This window comes from Paenibacillus sp. AN1007 (assembly GCF_040702995.1).
Taxonomy (GTDB): Bacteria; Bacillota; Bacilli; order Paenibacillales; family Paenibacillaceae; genus Paenibacillus.
On the sequence record NZ_CP159992.1, the window covers coordinates 334,784 to 355,510 of the forward strand.

22 protein-coding genes are annotated in these 20,727 nt (G+C 46.7%); 15 read left to right on the forward strand and 7 right to left on the reverse strand.

All coding sequences use genetic code 11. The annotated features are described in order from the left end of the window. The 3 genes from ABXS70_RS01355 (at nt 1) to ABXS70_RS01365 (ending at nt 3,278) form a co-directional block, all read left to right on the forward strand. The gene (locus ABXS70_RS01355) at nt 1-273 is read left to right on the forward strand and encodes a hypothetical protein (protein ID WP_342552809.1); all 273 of its coding nucleotides are present in this window, start codon (nt 1-3) and stop codon (nt 271-273) included. Nucleotides 274-366: 93 nt separating this feature from the next. Beyond that, a complete protein-coding gene (locus ABXS70_RS01360) occupies nt 367-1,428 on the forward strand; it encodes an MBL fold metallo-hydrolase (protein WP_342552808.1) in 1,062 nt (353 codons plus the stop codon). 224 nt (nt 1,429-1,652) lie between these two features. Continuing rightward, entirely contained in the window at nt 1,653-3,278 is a 1,626-nt protein-coding gene (locus ABXS70_RS01365; protein ID WP_342552807.1) for an ATP-binding cassette domain-containing protein, read from the forward strand. A 123-nt stretch (nt 3,279-3,401) separates the two neighbouring features. On the opposite strand, the gene ABXS70_RS01370 is transcribed toward ABXS70_RS01365, so the two are convergent. Beyond that, the gene (locus ABXS70_RS01370) at nt 3,402-3,590 is read right to left on the reverse strand and encodes a hypothetical protein (RefSeq protein ID WP_342552806.1); all 189 of its coding nucleotides are present in this window, start codon (nt 3,588-3,590) and stop codon (nt 3,402-3,404) included. A gap of 289 nt (nt 3,591-3,879) precedes the next feature. On the opposite strand from ABXS70_RS01370, the gene ABXS70_RS01375 reads away from it, so the two are divergent. Beyond that, nucleotides 3,880-4,764 carry a cation diffusion facilitator family transporter gene (locus ABXS70_RS01375; protein ID WP_342552805.1) on the forward strand — a complete coding sequence of 295 codons (885 nt, stop codon included), beginning with the start codon at nt 3,880-3,882 and terminating at the stop codon, nt 4,762-4,764. A gap of 100 nt (nt 4,765-4,864) precedes the next feature. Here ABXS70_RS01375 and ABXS70_RS01380 read toward each other — a convergent pair whose 3' ends face one another. Together ABXS70_RS01380 and ABXS70_RS01385 are read right to left on the reverse strand one after the other, a co-directional pair. Continuing rightward, nucleotides 4,865-5,380 carry a hypothetical protein gene (locus ABXS70_RS01380; RefSeq protein ID WP_342552804.1) on the reverse strand — a complete coding sequence of 172 codons (516 nt, stop codon included), beginning with the start codon at nt 5,378-5,380 and terminating at the stop codon, nt 4,865-4,867. A 377-nt stretch (nt 5,381-5,757) separates the two neighbouring features. Next, a complete protein-coding gene (locus ABXS70_RS01385) occupies nt 5,758-5,922 on the reverse strand; it encodes a DUF1328 domain-containing protein (protein WP_342552803.1) in 165 nt (54 codons plus the stop codon). A 222-nt stretch (nt 5,923-6,144) separates the two neighbouring features. Here ABXS70_RS01385 and ABXS70_RS01390 point away from each other — a divergent pair, with 222 nt between their 5' ends. The 11 genes from ABXS70_RS01390 to ABXS70_RS01440 all read left to right on the forward strand — a co-directional run bounded on the left by ABXS70_RS01390 (nt 6,145) and on the right by ABXS70_RS01440 (nt 18,405). Continuing rightward, nucleotides 6,145-6,654, forward strand: coding sequence for a DUF948 domain-containing protein (locus ABXS70_RS01390; protein WP_342552802.1), 510 nt, complete (start codon nt 6,145-6,147; stop codon nt 6,652-6,654). 67 nt (nt 6,655-6,721) lie between these two features. After that, nucleotides 6,722-7,255, forward strand: a complete 534-nt coding sequence (locus tag ABXS70_RS01395; RefSeq protein WP_342552801.1) for a hypothetical protein — start codon at nt 6,722-6,724, stop codon at nt 7,253-7,255. 95 nt (nt 7,256-7,350) lie between these two features. Then, nucleotides 7,351-7,695, forward strand: a complete 345-nt coding sequence (locus ABXS70_RS01400; RefSeq protein ID WP_366293408.1) for a general stress protein — start codon at nt 7,351-7,353, stop codon at nt 7,693-7,695. Nucleotides 7,696-8,062: 367 nt separating this feature from the next. Beyond that, nucleotides 8,063-9,232 carry a fused response regulator/phosphatase gene (locus tag ABXS70_RS01405; RefSeq protein ID WP_342552799.1) on the forward strand — a complete coding sequence of 390 codons (1,170 nt, stop codon included), beginning with the start codon at nt 8,063-8,065 and terminating at the stop codon, nt 9,230-9,232. Then, nucleotides 9,229-12,954 (forward strand): response regulator, encoded by a 3,726-nt coding sequence (locus tag ABXS70_RS01410; protein ID WP_366293411.1) that lies wholly within the window; start codon nt 9,229-9,231, stop codon nt 12,952-12,954. Before ABXS70_RS01405 ends, ABXS70_RS01410 begins: the two co-directional genes overlap by 4 nt. A gap of 69 nt (nt 12,955-13,023) precedes the next feature. Next, nucleotides 13,024-13,896, forward strand: coding sequence for a protein-glutamate O-methyltransferase CheR (locus ABXS70_RS01415; protein ID WP_342552797.1), 873 nt, complete (start codon nt 13,024-13,026; stop codon nt 13,894-13,896). A gap of 15 nt (nt 13,897-13,911) precedes the next feature. Beyond that, entirely contained in the window at nt 13,912-15,588 is a 1,677-nt protein-coding gene (locus ABXS70_RS01420) for a response regulator (RefSeq protein ID WP_366293415.1), read from the forward strand. 86 nt (nt 15,589-15,674) lie between these two features. Next, nucleotides 15,675-16,013, forward strand: coding sequence for an STAS domain-containing protein (locus tag ABXS70_RS01425; protein WP_342552795.1), 339 nt, complete (start codon nt 15,675-15,677; stop codon nt 16,011-16,013). Nucleotides 16,014-16,031: 18 nt separating this feature from the next. Then, complete coding sequence (gene rsbW, locus ABXS70_RS01430; protein WP_342552794.1) at nt 16,032-16,484, forward strand: anti-sigma B factor RsbW; 453 nt, start codon at nt 16,032-16,034, stop codon at nt 16,482-16,484. After that, nucleotides 16,481-17,254, forward strand: a complete 774-nt coding sequence (locus tag ABXS70_RS01435) for a sigma-70 family RNA polymerase sigma factor (RefSeq protein WP_342552793.1) — start codon at nt 16,481-16,483, stop codon at nt 17,252-17,254. Before rsbW ends, ABXS70_RS01435 begins: the two co-directional genes overlap by 4 nt. A 131-nt stretch (nt 17,255-17,385) precedes the next feature. Next, nucleotides 17,386-18,405, forward strand: a complete 1,020-nt coding sequence (locus tag ABXS70_RS01440; protein WP_366293418.1) for a magnesium transporter CorA family protein — start codon at nt 17,386-17,388, stop codon at nt 18,403-18,405. Between the two features lie 23 nt (nt 18,406-18,428). Here ABXS70_RS01440 and ABXS70_RS01445 read toward each other — a convergent pair whose 3' ends face one another. From ABXS70_RS01445 to ABXS70_RS01460, 4 genes are all read right to left on the reverse strand, one after another. Continuing rightward, nucleotides 18,429-18,794 carry a DUF5665 domain-containing protein gene (locus tag ABXS70_RS01445; RefSeq protein ID WP_342552791.1) on the reverse strand — a complete coding sequence of 122 codons (366 nt, stop codon included), beginning with the start codon at nt 18,792-18,794 and terminating at the stop codon, nt 18,429-18,431. A gap of 82 nt (nt 18,795-18,876) precedes the next feature. Further along, nucleotides 18,877-19,284 carry a YtxH domain-containing protein gene (locus ABXS70_RS01450; protein ID WP_342552790.1) on the reverse strand — a complete coding sequence of 136 codons (408 nt, stop codon included), beginning with the start codon at nt 19,282-19,284 and terminating at the stop codon, nt 18,877-18,879. 64 nt (nt 19,285-19,348) lie between these two features. Further along, a complete protein-coding gene (locus ABXS70_RS01455; protein ID WP_293198004.1) occupies nt 19,349-19,606 on the reverse strand; it encodes a GlsB/YeaQ/YmgE family stress response membrane protein in 258 nt (85 codons plus the stop codon). Nucleotides 19,607-19,741: 135 nt separating this feature from the next. After that, nucleotides 19,742-20,440 (reverse strand): phosphatase PAP2 family protein, encoded by a 699-nt coding sequence (locus tag ABXS70_RS01460; protein WP_342552789.1) that lies wholly within the window; start codon nt 20,438-20,440, stop codon nt 19,742-19,744. Nucleotides 20,441-20,727: the final 287 nt, after the last annotated feature.

Below are 20,727 nucleotides of genomic sequence, written 5' to 3' on the forward strand. Positions count from 1 at the left end.
ATGTTCGCGACGATGATTTCGAATATTCTCTATATGCTGTCTGCTCTGCTTCCCCGGCAGCTTACGGTGCTGAGATCTGCATGGCCGACAGGCATCTATCCGGGACTGCACCTGCACCCGCTTTTGGAAGAAGGGGTGAAAGGCATACCGGGTATCACGGGGCTCAGCTTCTTTGAGACCTTTACGATTATGTATGCTCCGCCCCTGATTATGGTGGCTGCCATTGTTTTTCTGTTTGTGTATATGGCGGTATACAAAAATCCAAAGGATTGATCTCATTACAGCTGTGCTTCATGGCAGGTGGTACGACCGTTCGGGATGCGGGTAATCTGATGTTAAGAACCGAGGAAGGGAGGAGGCCCCTTCATGCCCAAAATTCGCTATAACAATATCGATAATGTCAGTACAGACAAAACGTTGAAGGAGTTCAAGCAGTGGAGAGAACAGCGCCGGCGCAAAGTCAAGGACTATTCCTACAAAGTCCCGAAGCATGACCCGGAGCTGGACTATTTACATGCCAACCGGGAAGAAACTACAATAACGTGGATCGGACACTCCACCTTTTTCATCCAGTATTATGGACTGAACATCGTGACTGACCCGGTATGGGCCGAGAAAATGGGATTTCAACGCAGGCTCGGTGCCCCGGGTATTCCGATTCAGGATGTTCCGCCGCTCGACGTTATCCTGATCTCTCATTCACACTATGATCATCTGCACCTGGCTTCCCTGCGCAAGCTGGTTACAGCAAAGACCCTTCTGATTGTACCGGACGGCTTGAGACGTAAAATGATCCGGAAGGGATTTCACCGATGTCATGAGATGAAATGGTGGGAGCACCTGGTGCTCGGTGGAGTGAAAATTACGTTTGTGCCTGCCCAACACTGGACACGCCGAACGTTGTTTGATACGAATACGTCTCATTGGGGCGGTTATGTACTGGAGCCGAATCACGCCGTACATGTGTCAGAAGAGAGCGCTGCGGCAGCGGCGAGGGAGACGGCCGAAGGATCTGTTTCTGCCGATTCAGATTCGCATAAACCCAGCGGTGGAAAACCGGCATTCGGAGAGCCGCCTGTCCTTTATTTTGTCGGAGATACCGGGTATTTCAAGGAATTCAAAACGATTGGTGAACGTTTCGACATTGGTGTCACGCTGATGCCGATTGGCGCGTACGATCCGGAATGGTTCATGACTTCCCAGCATGTGACACCGGAGGAGGCTCTTCAGGGATTCGTGGAAACGGGTTCACAGCTCATGGTACCTATGCATTATGGAACCTTTAAGCTGGCGGACGACACACCGAAGGAAGCACTGGATCGGCTGGAGACGGAGCGAGAACGGCTTGGAATCGCCAAGGAACGGATTCGGGTGCTGGGACACGGCGAGACCCTTCGCATCCGGCATGAGACTGCCGAGACAGAATAAAGGGGCTAACAAAAGCCAGCCAGATATGGTAATCTATAAACATACGTGCATGAACAGCATATTTACCAAAACTTTAATCCGTAAAAAGCGGCTGATTTTCGAATTTGCCGCTTTTTTGTGTTATAATATGGTGCCAGAATAGGCATCGGATATTGAATCCATGATTTTACGCAGGTTGCTATTCATGCAGTATGCAGATTAACCAATAAAGGATGGTATGCTTAATGATCAGTACAAGCGGCATCACGCTCCGCTACGGAAAACGTGCGCTTTTTGAAGATGTGAATATCAAATTCACGCCAGGCAACTGTTACGGCTTGATCGGTGCGAACGGAGCCGGCAAATCAACGTTTTTGAAAATTTTGTCCGGTGAGATTGAAGCCAACTCGGGAGAGGTGCACATCACCCCGGGCGAACGTATGGCCGTTTTGAAGCAAAACCACTTTGAATATGATGAGTACCCGGTTCTCGAAACCGTAATTATGGGTCACTCTCGTTTGTATTCCATTATGAAAGAGAAGGATGCCCTGTATGCGAAGGCAGACTTCACAGAAGAAGATGGCCTGCGTGCAGGTGAACTCGAAGGTGAGTTTGCTGAGCTGAACGGCTGGGATGCAGAACCGGATGCAGCAGCACTCCTGATTGGTCTTGGAATCGATCGTGATATGCATGACAAAAAAATGGTAGAGCTTAGCGGTAACGAGAAAGTCCGCGTATTGCTGGCACAGGCACTGTTCGGTCGTCCGAATAACCTGCTTCTCGATGAGCCTACCAACCACTTGGACCTCGAATCTATTCAATGGCTCGAGAACTTCCTGATGGATTATGAAGGTACCGTTATCGTCGTATCCCATGACCGTCACTTCCTGAACAAAGTATGTACGCATATCGCGGACATCGACTTTGGTAAAATCCAGCTGTACGTAGGTAACTATGACTTCTGGTATGAGTCCAGCCAATTGGCACTTGCTTTGCAGCGGGATGCCAACAAGAAAAAAGAAGAGAAGATTAAAGAGCTGCAGGCCTTTATTCAACGTTTCTCCGCGAACGCTTCGAAATCCAAACAGGCGACTTCCCGGAAGAAGCAGCTCGACAAAATTACGCTGGATGACCTGCGTCCGTCGAACCGTAAATATCCATTTATCAACTTCAAACCTGAACGTGAAGCGGGGAAACAGCTGCTTACCGTTGATCGTTTAAGCAAAGCGGTTGAAGGTGAAAACATGCTGAACGATATCAGCTTTGTGGTGAATAAAGGCGACAAAATTGCTTTTGTTGGCCCGAACGGTAATGTCAAATCGTTACTGTTTGATGTCGTGATGGGTGAAACTGAAGCAGACAGTGGTGAGTACACTTGGGGGGTAACAACAACTCAAGCGTATTTCCCGAAAGATAACTCGAAGTACTTTGACGGTGTAGAGATGAGCTTGGTGGATTGGCTGCGTCAATACTCCAAAGATCAGGACGAAACATACCTACGCGGTTTCCTGGGCCGTATGCTGTTCTCCGGAGAAGAAGCTTTGAAAAAGGCAAGTGTGTTGTCCGGGGGAGAGAAAGTCCGCTGTATGCTGGCAAAAATGATGCAGACCGGTGCGAACGTGCTCATTCTCGATGAGCCGACGAACCACTTGGATCTCGAATCCATCACTGCACTGAATAATGGTTTGATCGACTTTGACGGCACGATGCTGTTCACATCCCATGACCATCAGTTTATCCAAACGATTGCTAACCGCATCATTGAAATCACACCTACAGGTCTCATCGATCGTCAGATGAGCTATGATGAGTATCTGGAAAGCGAAGAAGTGAAAGAGCTGCGCAGCAAAATGTATCCAGTCGAAGCATAAAATCGCTTTTAAAATAAGAACAAACCAAAAACCGCAAGTCCTCCATAAGAGGGCCTGCGGTTTTTGGTTTTTCATGCTGGAGCTGAATAAACCGCCCCGGTACTCCAGTACATCTGTCTGGAACTAAGATCCGCCTGTACGACGGCGCTGGTTGTTCGGCTTTTTGTTGTTCTGGCTCTTCATCGCTTTAGGGCCGCCTTCAAAGTAAGCACCGGACTGGTTACCGGAATTTTGCTGCTCTTTCTTTTGTGCCAGCTTTTGACGGATTGCATCCTGCAGGCTGACCTTTTTCGGTTCTTTATTTTCGCTCATTGTATATCCCTCCCGGTCTTACAGTAAGCCGTCCAAATTGGACGGGATGTACTCATTTTATACGTTTTATAAAAGCCTCACAAGGGCAACCTGATAAAATGCCGGTTTTCACCAATTTTGCCTGAACCAACATTGTTTCTTACCTTCTACAGCCCTGCCTAATGGAAACTTTGTTTCAGCCTGCCTACAGCGATGCGGCTTGGCAACACTGTTTCTGTAGACCCACACGACCTGCATTTGGTAATATGAGAAAACCGTTATTGGAAACGTGAAAAGGAGTGTCGTCCGATTGAACGCTTACGAAGAAATACGTAAAGGAGAGCGGGGAGCCTGGATTAGTATTGCAGCTTACCTCGTATTATCTGCTTTTAAGCTTATCTGTGGATATTTATTTGCTTCCAGCGCTTTGCTTGCAGACGGCATCAATAACGCCACAGATATTGTGGCATCTGCTGCAGTGTTAATCGGGCTGCGCATCTCGCAAAAACCGCCAGATTCGGATCATGCTTATGGTCACTTTCGGGCGGAGACGATCGCGGCACTGATCGCCTCATTTATTATGGCTGTTGTAGGACTCCAGGTGTTGGTTGAAGCAGTTCGTTCATGGTACGCGGGTGATTATGCTGCTCCAAACCTTTGGGCAGCCGGTGTAGCCGTAATCTGTGCTGTGGTCATGCTGGGGGTATACCGCTACAATTCTCGTCTGGCCAAACAAATTAACAGTCAGGCTTTGCTGGCGGCAGCCAAAGATAATCGTTCGGATGCCTGGGTAAGTATTGGTGCTGCCATCGGTATTGTCGGTTCACAATTTGGACTACCGTGGCTTGATAAAGTGGCTGCACTCCTTGTAGGTCTGCTGATATGCAAAACAGCTTGGGAAATTTTCCGTGATTCCACTCACCTGCTCACGGACGGTTTTGACCAGAAGCAGCTGAATGATTTGAGGTCTGCCGTTGCCCGTGTTCCTGGTGTCGAAATCATTAAGGACGTCAAAGCACGAGTACATGGCAGTCATGTACTGGTGGATGTGGTGATTGAAGTGGACGGAGGATTAACGCTGATAGAGAGCCATGAAATATGTGATCAGGTTGAGGAACGTCTGAAACGATCACATAATATTATGCATGTTCATGTGCATGTTGAGCCGCGATCAGAAGAGACACATCCGAGCTAATCCACGAAACAGAATTTTTAGACCGCGTACATCAAAAAAAAGGACAGACGCAATGCTGCGTACTGTCCTCTTTACATATGTTATAAACGATTATACCATATTATTGAATAGCAACATGAATCCAGGCTTTGCCTTTCCATGTGTACACTTGAACCCACTCACCGCCGTCAAATCCGTCAACCACTTCACCTGTCGTATCGATGACTTGGGCTGCCAGTGCACCGATTGGTTTGCCGTTTGGTGCATCATAGAACCATGTGCGCTCGAGCAGGTTCAGCAGCATTGTTGGTGCAGTAACTACGTCACTTGGTTTTACAAGCGGCTCCTCGAATTTGATATCATCAGTGGACGGTGTTTCTGTTGTAGTTGAAGTACCTTGAGCGCCTGTGGAATCAACGGTTGTACCTGTTACAGTCTCAGCATTACCTTCAACTGTTTCTACAGCAGGTTTGTTGACTTCAACAGCCGGTGTAGTAGTCGCCGGTGTAGTAGTAGTTGCTTCTGTACCAGATGCTGGCGTTGTTACCGTGCCGGTAACCGCTTCCTCAGCGCCTGCAGCAGCAGCCATGGAACCCATCAATGTTAAAGCAGCGGCAAAACTTACGATTTTTTTCATTTGTATTTCCTCCTCGATAGATATGTAGTTTTTGTTGCCCTGTGTTAAAAGTAACCAAGCAAGCATGTGTCTGAATCACAAATTATAACAATATTTTCTTGGTTTCTCCAGAGTCAACTGGCGCATCTGTGGGTATATAACAAGGTTGTAAAATTCATACTTTCGCGGCATACAAACGGGCGGGCTATATCATTAAAGTCCTGTTTTTTCAGGACTCTTCGGGGATTCAGGTTGGAATAAAGCAGAGGGGAGTGTAATACATAAATATAGGAAAATAGGAAGGAGTACCTGGTTTGGAACGAACAAAAGCCGACGTGCCCGGAGGCATCATCGGCTTTCGTATGTAAGCAAGTGAATCCAATTTAGACACTTTCATGTCATCGCATTCGGCTTCTTCCTGTAATGAGGGAAATGATAAAGAGTACAACAAAGATGAAGAAGAGTACTTTTGCAATAGAAGCGGCTGCTTCAACAATCCCGAAAAACCCGAAGATTCCGGCAATCAGTGCAATAATCAGAAAAACGACAGACCATTTTAACATGATAATCATCCTTTCGTAATATGGTTTGTGGCGTGGACTGTTGTGTCTCACTGCCCTGTGTAGTCTAACCTTAACCGAGTGCCAATGACTTGAAACATGGTGTTTTTTTCTACCGCTATACATCGATCGAGGCACATTTTCTTTTGTTTCGCCCGTGAAAGGCCCGGGTAACTATAGCAATAACAAAACCGACGCACTATGGAAAGAGAGGTTGTTCTTAATATGATCTATCAACTAAGCGTGGCCCTGATTGCAGTGGCATTTGCAGTACTTGTTTTCTTTCTGATTCGCACACTGAAATCGGCCCAGGGTTCACTGGATAACGTCTCTCAGACACTGCAGGAAGTGCAGAAGACCATCGATGAGCTCAGTTATGAAGTAAAACAAACGGTAAGACATGCGAATGACATCACGGCTGATGTGCAGCACAAGATGAAGAAGATTGATCCGGTCATGGAATCTGTCGAGAATCTGGGAGAAGTACTGAGTGAAGTGACGGCAGCAGCCAAGCAGGTGTCAACTACTCTCATGACCCGATTTCAGACGAAGCAGCCGAAAGCGGGAACAGGCAAAACGTCTGAATCCCATCAGGTAACGGCTCCACCAGCTACGGCTTCGGAACGTACACTGCAGTCCTATGAAGCCGTATATCATGATGATGCAAAGGGCGGGAAGAACTGGATGAAATATATCGATGTTGCGGCTAATGTATGGCAGCGTATGCGCAAATAACATGACCGTGTTCTGAATGAGGTGAAGCCTTCAGGGCGGTGATGAACCTGATGAAAGGGTGAGAATCATGATGAAACTACTGCTAGTGACGATGTTTAGCGTAATTTCTCCCTTTTCCGTTCAACCGGCAGCACCTGCTGCTCACGATATGCAGTGGACGGTAATGGAGGAACAGAAGCCAGAAATAACTTTGGCTGCTGATCATTCCGAGACGTTCGGGCAGTTTCGGACTCTGAATGGCGTTTCACTGGAGGATGGAAAGCAGAAAGTGTTAGGCAAACTGGGCCAGCCAGTCGATATCAAAAAGGACCCTTATCTGGGATGTCCGGAATATCATTTCCGTGATGTACATGTTGGAATATGTGAAGATACGGGCATTATTCAATATGTGCATGTCGATGGATCACGCGAAGACTTGAAAGTGAATGGGAAATCAATCCCGATGCACATTGACGCTATTCATCAAGCGCTGGGCAAACCGTATTATACAGCTGAGGATGGCGAGGTGTATGTTCGCGGTCAGTATGCAATCAAAGTGTATCTGAAACCGGGCTCCAGTGAGATTGAAGGGGTTGACTTTTTTGACGATGCGGTGTCCTGAGGTCAATAATCCAGCTTAGGTTTCAACGTAAAATAGTATGGTTATATACTATAAGAGCTCGATAAAGAAGATTAAATCAGAGGAGAGTGGAAACGATGAATTCAACCAACACACAGGCTTATGCCAAAGTGGTAGAAAACGGAGTTCAAGCAGTAGAAGCGGTGAAAGAATTGCAGACTACTGGATACTTAGCTGATCATATCTTCGTACTAGCCCACGAGAAGGATCGTACAGATCGGATTGCTGATACGGCAGATGCTAAGGAGATTGGCATGAAAGAGGAAGGTATATTCGATTCCATGGCGAATTTGTTCCGTTCACGTGGTGACGAGCTTCGCGCCAAGATCGTATCGATGGGTTTCACAGAAGCCGAGGCTGACTTTTACGAGAGTGAATTGGATAAAGGCAAGGTTCTCGTTATTGCCAAAAAGAAAGACTAACTTTTAAAGGCTGAACCCAGGGCTGCTTTATCAGTTAATGTCCTGTGGTATAACAGCAAAGGCTCAATCAAAAACATAGATAAGGAATGGGGTGAACCCCATTCCTTATCTATGTTTTTGCAAGTTGTTCGCCCGGGCATGGGCGATAACCAGGTGAGCAGCAGATGCAAAAATGTTACAAAAGGATAGAGGGGAAATCCCTTTGATGGTGCTATTTTCTGATAGTCATTTTCTGGTTTTATCATTATAGTTATACTAGGAATTGTTATGTCTACTGACTCTTTGGATGAAAAATTTGTATAAATAAGGTTGTTCGATTAACTGATAATCATCGACAAACCCGGACGCCACAGATAAGGAGATAGAAATGAGAATACTTATTGTTGACGACAATCCGACAAATGTCATTATCATTCGAGAAATTTTGAAAAAGGAAAATTACCGCGATATTGTGACAGCAAGTTCCGCTATGGAGATGTTCGAAGTATTGGGAATCGGTGAGGATAACAACGAACCGCGTCCGAAAACATCGGATATTGACCTGATTTTGCTGGATATGATGATGCCTGAAATGGATGGAATTGAAGCCTGCAGCATCGTGCAAAAATTCGAAAATCTGAAAGACATCCCAATTATTATGGTTACCGCGATCGGTGATTCCAAAAAATTAGCCGAGGCCCTCGACGCGGGCGCATCCGATTATGTAACGAAGCCGATTAACAAAGTGGAACTGATGGCCCGCATTCGGCTGGCTTTACGTTTGAAACAGGAAAAGGATTGGCACAAGGAACGTGACCAGCGGATTCAGGATGAGCTGAAACTGGCGGCGATGGTTCAGAACGCCGTATTGAGCCATGCGATCGAAGATCCATCGTTCGAGGTGCATGCCATTTATAAACCATCTTTTGAGCTTGCAGGTGATCTGTATTCCTGGTTTCCTCTCGGAGAAGGACGGTATGGAGTACTGCTTCTCGATATGATGGGGCACGGCATATCTTCATCCCTGTTCACGATGTTTATCGCTTCCGTTCTTAAGGATACGGTAACAACGTATGTTGACCCGGAGAAGGTTATTCAGGAGCTGAACCGCCGCTTTAACCAGCTGCATCTTGGAAAGCAGCTGGTACAGTACTACTTTACAGCGATTTATTTGGTCGTTGATACCCGAATGAAGCGTATCGATTATGTGAATGCCGGGCATCCCCCAGCTTTATTTTTCCGCAGTGACGGCAGTGTGACTTCGTTTGACAGCGTATGCTGTCCTGTTGGATTGTTCGACAAAATGGATATTGAACCTCAAACTATTCATTACGAAGGTTCCGGGCATATAGCCATGTATACCGATGGGCTGCTCGAAGCGGTTCAGGGAGATCAGGAGCAGCAGCTGGAATTTCTGAAAGAACAGTTAAAAGGTTCTCATGAGTGGAATGAAGAAGCGATGCAGAAGCTGTTTTTTGATGATGAACTCAATCCGGAACGGGATGATGATAAATGTCTGGTGTGGATTACATTGGATAAAGGGGCGGAAACGGAATGAAAATCAGGAATAAACTGCTGATTGGTTTTACCGCCTTGATGGTCATCATGATTGCCCTCACCTTTGTAAGCTATGAACGGCTTAACAGCAGTAACAAACAGATCGATCAGATGTATCAGGAACGTTATCTTAAAGTCCGATTCACTTCTGCGGCGCGCGGGGAAGTCAACGATATTGCCAAAGTGCTGGCTAACTTGTTATTGAACCCGAACAATTCGGTCAAAGCAGCAGAAACGGACTTGAAGGAAATGAAGGAAAGGGGCGCCGGTTATCTGAAACAAGTCAGAGACCGGGCGGATACTGCCACGGAGCATCAACTTGTCGATCAGGTGAATAACGCGTGGGATGCTTATACGAATTATGCTTCAAGAGTGACTAGCCTGATGTCCCAGAATCGGGTGGAGGATGCGAACAACTATCGCAACTCGACAGGACTTGCGGTTCAGAAGGGAGCGGTGGACACCCTAAATGCGCTGTCTCGTTATCAGGATCAGGAGATTGATGCCGAGATCAAGGACGCCAATGCTGCCTATACGAGAGCGGTCCAGATAACGGTAAGCATCATGGTGGCCGGATTGCTTCTCGCCCTTGGAGTCATTCTCTGGGTGCTTCCAAGCATTACGCGTGGTCTGAACACAGTGTCGATGATGATTACCAGTTTTGGCAAAGGCCGGTACAAGACGATCCGCCGAATACAAATCAAATCGACCGATGAGATTGGGCAGATTGCCACTGTTTTCAAAGATGTCTCGAACGATCTCGAAGAGAAGTTGGAGATCGAAAAAGCATATGTACAGGCGCAGCAGGATCAGAACTGGATGAGCTCCAACATTGCGAGAGTACCTGAGCTGCTTCGCGGAATCGGCTCCATCCGTCAGATTTCCCAGATGTTTATTAGCGAATTCACATCTGTACTTGGTGCGCAGCTGGGCGTCGTCTATCTGATTGACGAAGAGAAACATCCAGATGAGCTGAGACGCTATGGGTCGTACGCTTTTGAAGAGAATGGAGAGCTGGGCAAAGAGGTATATCGGATTGGGGAAGGTTTGATTGGTCAGGCGGCACTGGATATGACCCCAATTGTGCTGGACCACACGCCTGATCAATATGTGAGCATTGGTTCCGCTTCAGGTTCGGCACCAGCTGCGGGAATTATGATCTATCCTGTCGTGTTTGAGGATGAACTGATTGGCGTGGTAGAACTGGCTTCTTTCGAAGGTTTTGGTGAAATGCACAAGCAGCTGTTCGGTCAGCTGATTATGAATTTAGGCGTCATTCTTAACAATGTTCGTCGTCGTCTTCGTGTCGAGGAGCTGCTGCGGGAGTCTCAGGCCCTTACGGAGGAGCTGCAGGTGCAGTCCGAAGAACTCCAGACACAGCAGGAAGAACTTCGCCGCTCCAATGAAAATCTGGAAGAACAGACGGATGCCCTTAAACGTTCTGAGGAACTGCTGCAGCGCCAGCAGGAGGAATTGGAGCATTTCAATACCGAACTGATTGCCAAGACGCGTGCGCTTGAGGAGCAGGTACGCGAGGTCGAAGAGAAAAATGATGAAATTGAGAAAACGAAGACACAATTGGAACAGCAGGCGATGCAGCTGTCGATGACCAGCAAATACAAGTCTGAATTTTTGGCGAATATGTCGCATGAACTGCGAACTCCGCTGAACAGTCTGCTCATATTGTCTCAGTTATTGTCGGAGAACAAGGATGGCAATCTCAGCAGCAAGCAGCAGGAATATGCACAAACCATTTATATGTCAGGCGCAGACTTGCTGAAAATGATCGATGAGATTCTGGATTTGTCGAAAGTAGATGCAGGTAAAATGGACATCAACTATGAGACGGTTCGATTGGATGAGCTGACCCACTTTGTCACCCAAAACTTTGGGCCGATGGCTAACAAGAAGGAATTGGATCTCAATATTGATTTCGACAGTTCGCTGCCGGAGTGGATCTATACAGATAGTCATCGGGTGAAGCAGATTTTACGTAATCTGCTCTCGAATGCATTCAAGTTTACGAATCGAGGTTCGGTGAACCTGATTGCACGTCGTATGAAACCGGAGGAGCTGCCTGGATACCTGAACACGAATCAGGAGTATCTCGGATTCAGCATCAAAGATACCGGGATTGGTATTCCGTCCGACAAGACGGATCTGATCTTTGAAGCATTCCAGCAGGTGGACGGAACGACCAGCCGTAAATATGGCGGTACGGGTCTAGGGTTGTCGATCAGCCGTGAGCTGGCAAGACTGCTTGGCGGAGCCATACAAGTAGAGTCCTCGGAAGGCGTGGGGAGCACTTTCACGCTGTTCCTGCCGGATAATCATGAGGAAGCCGAAATGGCCGAGGAAGAAGCGGCCAGAGAAGCAGCGGTATCTTCAGAACAGCAGCAGGAACAGCTTTCTGATTCTGGATCTGTGCGCAGATCTCAACAATCCATTCTTGCGCCTGATCCGGAACGCAGTCGTGCAGCTGATCTGTCATCAGCTCGCAGCACAGAGGTCACCCGGATTGAAGACGATCTTCACAATATCGTTGAAGGAGACAAAACACTGCTGATCATCGAAGATGATGTGAAGTTTGCCCATATTCTGATGGATATGGCAAGAGGCCGCGGCTTCAAAGCGCTGGTTGCCACTCAAGGGGATACGGGGCTGCAAATGGCCCGCGAATACCTGCCTGATGCTGTTATTCTTGATATTCAACTTCCTGTAATGGATGGATGGACGATTTTGGGCGAATTGAAGAGCAGTTCGGTCACACGTCATATCCCGGTGCATGTCATCTCGGTTGTTGATGATATGAAACAAGGATTGATGATGGGGGCTATTGCTTACCTGAAGAAACCGTCGAGTAAAGATTCACTGGATAAAGCATTCTCTCATATCGAATCCTATACAGAAAATCAGCTGAAACGGCTGCTCATCGTCGAAGACGACGAAATACAGCGTAAAGCGATCATCGAATTAATTGGTCATGATGATGTTGCTATTACGGCTGTTTCTACAGGCCAGGAAGCTCTCAATGAACTTCACAGCCAGCGTTACGACTGCATGGTACTCGATCTGATGCTGACGGATATGACGGGTTTCGAGCTGCTGGATCAGATTCGGGATGATGAGTATCTGAATGATCTGCCCATTATCATTTATACGGGGAAAGAACTGGATTCCAAGGAAGAGATGAAACTTCGCAAATATGCGGAATCCATCATTATTAAAGACGTGAAGTCACCCGAGCGTCTGCTGGACGAGACGACCTTGTTCCTGCATCGGGTAGAAGCCAACCTGCCTGAAGACAAACGCCGCATTTTGCAGAAGCTGCACAACAAAGAAACGTTATTCGAAGGCAAGAAGATTCTGCTGGTTGATGATGATATTCGAAATGTATTCGCGTTATCCAGCGTGCTCGAAGGGTACCGCATGGATGTTACTTTTGCTGAGAACGGCCGCGAGGCACTGGAGACACTGGAGAACAATCCTGATTTTGATCTGGTGCTGATGGATATGATGATGCCAGAGATGGACGGTTACGAAGCGATGACACGGATCAGGCAGAACCCGAAATTCGAGAAATTGCCGATCATTGCGCTTACAGCCAAGGCGATGAAAGAGGATCGCGGCAAATGTATTGAGGCTGGAGCATCTGATTATGTGAAAAAACCGATTCAAACCGATCAATTGTTATCATTAATGCGGGTGTGGTTGTATTCGTAAGCTCATTCTTTGGGTAATGAAGGACAATAACGAATACGCAAGTAACCAATGATGAAGTGGAGAGAAGTTATGACACCGTGGGAACCTAACGAGATGGGGGCAGATACGGTCCGTATACCGCAGGATGAAGAGCGTGAACTGATCGAGATTGAATTGCTTCTGGAGGGAATGCATCGTTTGTATGGGTATGACTTCAGAAATTATGCGCTGCCTTCACTAAGACGTAGAATATGGCACTATGCGCATGCAGAAGGTGTGAAAAGCATATCCGGGCTGCAGGAAAAAGTGCTGCACAACCGTTCGTCATTTGAACGGTTTGTACAGAATTTGTCCATTCCTGTAACGGAAATGTTTCGCGACCCATCGCTTTTCCGCATGTTCCGGGAAAAGATTATCCCAATCCTGAGAACCTATCCGTATATCCGGATATGGCATGCAGGCTGCTCTACGGGGGAAGAAGTTTACTCCATGGCGATTATGCTGCATGAGGAAGGCCTTTACGATAAGGCGCGAATCTACGCAACGGACATGAATGACCGTTCACTGCAGCAGGCTAAGGAAGGCGTATACGGTATTGAGAAAATGAAGTTGTTTACAACAAACTATCTGGAGGCAGGGGGCACAAAAGCCTTCTCCGAATACTATACAGCAAAATATAATTCCGTTATATTTCACCCGTTTCTTCAGAAAAATATTATTTTTGCCGAGCATAACTTGGCAACAGACCGGTCATTTAATGAATTTAACGTTATTTTTTGCCGCAACGTGATGATTTATTTCAATGATGAGCTGCGGAACCATGTGCACGGGCTGTTTCATGAGAGCTTGAGCCACTTCGGCATCCTTGTTCTGGGATCGAAAGAATCCATTCATTTTACAGAATACAGCGATGCTTATGAGCCGTTAGACCGGACCGAAAAAATATACCGGAAGATCAAATAGGGGGTTAGGCTAGCTATGGGGCTCAATGAACCAATCCACATATTACTGGTAGATGACCGCCCTGAGAACCTGCTTGCGCTCGAAGCGGTTCTGGAATCAGAACAGTACAAACTCGTCAAAGCAAATTCCGGAGAAGAGGCACTCCGTTGTTTGCTTAAAGACGAATTTGCGGTCATTGTGCTTGATGTGCAGATGCCTGGTATGGACGGAATTGAGACAGCGAAATTAATCAAGGCACGTGACAAATCCAAGGATGTACCGATTATCTTCATCTCGGCAAACAGCAGAGAGGCGGAGCACTTGTTTGCCGGTTATTCTGCGGGAGCTATTGATTATATGGTCAAACCGTTTATTCCTCAGATTTTGAAGTCCAAAATCGAGGGTTTTGTGGAGATGTTTATTTCGAACAAAAGACTCAAGACACAGACCATGCTGCTTCATCAGAAGACGCAGGAACTGGAGAAGATGAATCAGCAGCTTGTGCAGGCCAAAGAAGAAGCCGAGATTGCGGCTAACGCCAAAACCGAGTTTCTGGCCATGATGAGCCATGAGATCCGTACACCTATGAACGGGGTGATCGGTATGGTTGACCTGCTGATGGAGACCGAGCTGAGAGAAGATCAGAAGGAATATGTGGATATCGTGCGCCGTAGCGCCGACGCACTGGTTACAGTGATCAATGATATTCTTGATTTTACGAAGATGGAGTCTGGCAAAATGGAGCTGGAAGAGCATCCATTTGAACTGGTTTCCTGCATACGGGAAGTGCTGGGTTTGTTCGCTGCAGAGGCAGGTAAAAAAAACCTGGAACTGGATTACTTTCTTGAAGACTCCGTGCCTGAATTAATCTATGGGGATATGGCAAGGCTTCGGCAGGTGCTGCTTAATTTGATCGCCAATGCGGTGAAGTTTACAGATCATGGCGGTGTATATCTCATTGTATCCGTGAACGAAGAGCAGGATGATAACATGTCTCTGGAGTTTGCAGTGAAGGATACAGGAATAGGCATCGCGCCTGACAAAGTGGATCGCCTGTTCCAGCCGTTCTCCCAGCTTGACACGTCGATGACTCGTAAATATGGCGGAACAGGCCTGGGGCTGGCTATTTGCAAAACGCTGGTTGAAATGATGGGCGGCCATATTCATCTGGATACATCGGAGAAGCGGGGAGCTACCTTCGTGTTCACCATACAGGCGAAGCGTTATGTAGAAAAAGAATTAGTGCAGGGTATTGGCGAAGAAAAGCTAACGGATTTGGAAAAAAAGGATAAGCATCCGACCGTGCTAATTGTGGATGACCATCCGATCAACCAGAAGCTGATGTCAATTATGCTGCATAAGCTGGGGCTGCTTTCGGATATTGCAGAAGATGGTCAGAAAGCACTTGAGATGGTGATGGAAAGCCCGTCGCCATATGATTTTATATTTATGGATTTGCAGATGCCGGTCATGGACGGTCTGGAATGTACAAAACGTATACGGGAGAGTGATCCCCAGAAGCAGCAGCCCATCATTATTGCGATGACGGCTAACGTGATGGAGGGTATTCAGCAGCGCTGTACGGCAGCAGGCATGGATGATTATATCAGCAAGCCGGTGAAGATGGGCAGTGTCAAACAGAAGCTTGCTCATTTTCAGAAGAAACGTCAAGTCGTCAATCCGGGTGCTTCAGCAATGAATCAAGCGAATTGAATATTTTGCCAGTTATGTTTCCTGTTTCACTTGAGCATAAGTTGGGTTATAAGTAAGGAAACCATTGATCAGGAGAGAGATGTCTAATGAATACAAATAAAAATGAGAAATTCAATGCAAGAACCGAGACACAAGACGGTGTATGCACAGTGTATCTGACTGGCGAACTGGATTTGTCGGTTGCTCCTGACTTCCGTTTGGTAATGGAACCGCTCGTGGACAACAAGGATCAGGATCTGATTATTAACATGAAAGATCTCAAGTACATTGATAGCACAGGGATTGGTATCCTGTTATCTGTTCTCAAGGCCAGACATGGAATGGAAGCTCGCTTTGAAGTACAGGAAGTTCCTGCGCAAATTCAGAAACTTTTTGATATGACGGGTATAGCCAAATTCTTTGTTACACAGAAGAATTCCCAATAGGAAAGGATCGAAAAAGGAATGAATGCAGAAGTCCAAAGAATTACTCTTAATTTACCGGCGACAGCTGAATATGTGGATATTGTAAGACTTAATCTATATGGTGTTGCGTCCAAAATGGGATTCTCATATGAGGACATTGAGGATATGAAGGTTGCTGTGTCGGAAGCCTGTAACAACTCCGTATTGTATGCCTACTCTCATGAAGGCGGTATGGTTGAAGTGGTATTTGAAGTAGATGGTGATGCACTTGCAATTACTGTCAAAGACGAGGGTGCCAGCTTCGAGAATGTGAATCCTGCTGTATCGCGTTCCGGCCTTCATGACAAGGAACTGACAGACGCTCAGATCGGCGGACTTGGGTTCTATCTCATGCAAGCCTTGATGGACGATGTCAGTGTGGAGAGTGAGACGGGCAAAGGTACGAAAGTAGTACTCGTAAAACGTCTTGCAAAAAGTGAGGAGAAAGTATGAATGAAAAAGTGACTCCCCCAGAGTCCATGTCTGAAGCGATTGGTTTGATCTGGGAATATCAGCAAACACAGGACAACGAAATCGCCACAGTTCTTATCCGCAAGTACGAACCGATGGTCAAGATGGCCGCGGGTAAAATTGCCCGGAATCGACCCGATTTATACGAGGATCTGTATCAAACGGGCCAAATGGCCTTGATCCGATTGCTGAAGCAATACGATATCAATCTGGGGATTCCATTTGAACCGTATGCAATGAAGAGTATGATCGGTCACATGAAAAATTATCTTCGGGATAAGTCATGGTACATTCAAGTGCCGAGAAGAATCAAGGAAAAAGGGGCATTAGTACAGCATGCCATTGATGAGCTGACGGTGAAGCTGGAACGTTCACCCGGGGTTAACGAGATTGCTGAATATCTCGATCTTACACCCGAGGAGACGATTGAGGTTCTGGCCGGCCGTGAGTGTTATCACTATGTTTCTCTGGATTCTCCTTTATCTCAGGATGACAGTGCAGCGACACTCGGTGAACTGATCAGCGCGGATGTAAATGACTTTGATTCGGTTGAAAAACGGATGGATCTGCAGCAGGCATTAGGACAGCTCAAGGAACAAGAGCAGAAAGTACTTATTTTAGCGTTCCAGGACGGGCAGTCGCAGCGAGCCATTGCGCAGAAGCTGGGTGTCTCCCAAATGAGTGTATCCCGAATTCAGAAACGGGCTACGGAGAAACTGAAGCAAATTATGTCCAACGCTTCTATGCTATGATAAATCATTCTTATTGCTGCCCGAATACGGCTTGACGAGGACACGGTATTGCACTGGACTGCATACGTGTCCTTTTTGAATTTAATGGAGTAAGCCCAGGGCAGAAGAAAAATTCGACAGGGGGATGTATAGTGGATCAAGTCAAACTGGAAGCTAGGCGTGATCAGTTATCCTACGCCGAACAGTGGCAGTGGTGGGATTGGGCAGCTCCGGATTCCAGCAGTATGGACCATGCGCTGAAAGATCTGACGGAAGCATTTCCAGATATGGAGTATTGGCTCCGCAAAATTCCGGAGGTTGAATCCAACTATTTGTCCGTGCGTTACATGAATGGAACGGAACCCGTTATTTTTGGTTCTTTCTTATATGCCGTAAAAAATGAGAGAGAAGATACACGCAAAGGGAATCAGATGTATTTTTATGTAGATCAACATCATATGGTTACGCTCAATCTCGATGAGAATACAAGGGAGATTATGAAATCGGGCGAACGTAAGCAGATGCTGCGGCAGTGTACGCAGGCCAGAGAAGGCATGTTTGTGCTCTTTCGGGCAATTCTGCATTACTATCATGTCGGCATGGATCATTTTGAGATGAATTTGCGGGATCTGGAGCGAAGAATGGAGACCCGCAATGCACGTACATTGATGGATCAGATTATGGCCGCACGGTTCGAATTGCTGTACTGGAGCAATCTGTTTATTCCTTATTCCGAATTAATGGCGGCTTCCCGGGAGGCTTACCTTCAGGAAATTACAGAGAATCGTTTCTATCAGCAGCTTCGGTATCGTGTTGAGCGGATGGAGTGTTTGTTCCAGCATTATGAAAAAGAGATTGATACCTTGATCTCAATAGACAATGCGATATCCGGTGTGCGCGGCAATGAAATTATGAAAACTCTAACGATAGTAACTTCCGTATTCACGCCGGCTACAGCTGCTGGTGCGATCTGGGGGATGAATTTCGAAAATTTACCCCTGATAGACAAAACATGGGGAGTAGTACTGGTTATCGCACTGATCATCTGCAGCATGATCAGCATGTATATATGGATGATGATGAAAGGTTGGACGGGAGATTTGCTGAAAGTAAAATCTGCCCAGTCTTCCGCTCCGGGAAACCGGGACAGAGAAGAGGATGGACCGCGGTAGTCATAGACCAGCGGCTCCTCTTTTTATTTTTTGTAATCCTCGATGTAGCCGAGCAAATCAGCAATATATTGGCCCACAATGGGCATATTGACGAATTGACTAAGGATAAAGGCAAGCAAACCAAGTACAACAAACGTACCGACGGTCAATCCGAGTCCGCGTGCCATACCCGCAGTGAAGTTGGTGATAATTCGTTTTTTTGCACTGCTGTAATTTTCAATGATGTCTTTGATTTGTGCTCTCTCCAGACTATCAGCAATCTGATCGAGCCGCGTATTCAGCCGTTTGACCTCGTGCCGCAGTTCGAATGGATGTTCACTAGTATCGTACTGCTGTGCAGGTGTTCCCCCTGTTACCGGGGTATTCCCATTGATCGTGACTTTACTCATAATGACGATTCCTCCGTTCGCTCTGGATAAAAAATAGCCAGCTGAATGCAGCTGGCTATTCATTGCTTGATCCCTTCAGCCTTTACAGGCTGGTCGAGTTCAGTTCTTTACGTGCATCTTCTTTCGCTTCTGCGGAAGCGGCAGCTACTTCGTCAGATGCACGGGTTGCTTCCTCAGCAACGTCAGCAGACGCTTTTCTCACGGAATCCATAACCTCATTACGGCCTTGGTTTACCGTTCTTGCCAGATCGGATGTTTTGGATGACACCGTTTTGGCAAGTTCAGAAGCTTTATCTCCAACAACAGTTGCCACTTCTTTGGTACGGTCAGTTACCATGCCCACCTTCTCGGACAGGTCACCACGCAGTTCGCGTCCTGGTTTCGGGGCAAACAGCAGGGCAGCTGCAGCACCCAGCAGACCTCCGATGAAAATGCCTTTGGCGAAAGTAGAACCAGTTTGTACAGGATATTGCTCTTCTGCTTTATTCATGTCTAATCACTCCTTATTCAAATTAAAAACAATTTACGAAACAACGAACACCATCTAACCCGAATCAGGCAGCCTGTCTTAGCAGTCTGGACACAAGCCCCAGCAAGAAAACAAAGAGCGCTGTACCAATGATGGCGGGGATGACTGCAAAGTTACCGATAACCGGTCCCCAGTTACCAAGCAAAAGTGCCCCCAGCCAGGCTCCGGCAAATCCGGCAATCATAGCACCAATCACACCGCCCGGCATGTTATGACCGGCAAGTGCATCTCCGATCAGACCAATAATGACCGCCATGACAATGCTGATAATAATGCCCCACATAACAACCGCCTCCTTTTCAACTTGATGCAGGATGTTGTCTGTTCGCGTTTGCTTACTTCGTATATAAACGCCGTGCATCTCGGTGAAACAACTATCTGCCCGATGAATAAACTGGAAACAGGAGACAGATGAACATTAAAGGAAACGTTTCATCCCCTGAATCCAGCATAAAATCCAGACGGATCCGGCAGCAAATCCGGCAATCACATCAGTAGGATAATGGACTCCGAGCATGATTCGACTAAGACCGATCAACAAAATAAATGTAATGCCGCAAAAAACAGGAATCCACCTAAGAGCTAAATCTTTGTCTCTCCATTCCAAGGCCCAGACGACAAAAAGCATGCCGTAGAATCCCATTGAAATCATGGCATGACCGCTGGGATAACTGTAGCCATGCACAACGAGAAGGTGATCCAGTTCCGGTCTGCTCCGTCTGAAAATTTCCTTCAATAGGGTGTTCAGTACCCACATCATGCCAAAGCTTATGCTGATTACACAGCCATATACATTTGTTCTGTGACGGCGCCTTGCGAAGCATAACAGTGCAAAGCCGGCTGCCGCGAGTACTGATATTTTGAATGAACCTATAGCTGTGATGAAAGAAGTATAAGGAAGCAGAGAGAGACGTGATTGGGAATGCAGGTAGAAGATTTGCTGTACCTGATTATCCAGCTGAATCAGGCGATCCAGGCCAACCCAGGCTCCTGCACCGGCTAACAACAATACAATGGATGCGCTGAGCAGTGCAGCAATAAGGGTATATTTCAGCAGAAATTGCAAAGGGATGATATGTGGCGGTTCAGATGAAAGATGTTGAGAGCTGCGCAGCATATAACTTATCTCCTTCTATACAAGTGTAGTTCTTCGGTAATGCTGATAAAGCTTTACCCGAAACGACTGTCGAAAAAACTGTAAAACCGTCGATTTTGTACTATACTAATGAGGATATCCCATGCGGCGCCGTGAAGCAAAGCAGAGATGAACTGAATTATATATTAAGTTGAATACTGCTTTTACACTTTAACGGAGAGGACAGAAAAAACCTGAAAAAGCGAAGCGCTCGCCTTTATCACCGGATTTTTCCCTTCGGAAAAGGAATTCAAAAAATCTGAGGATAA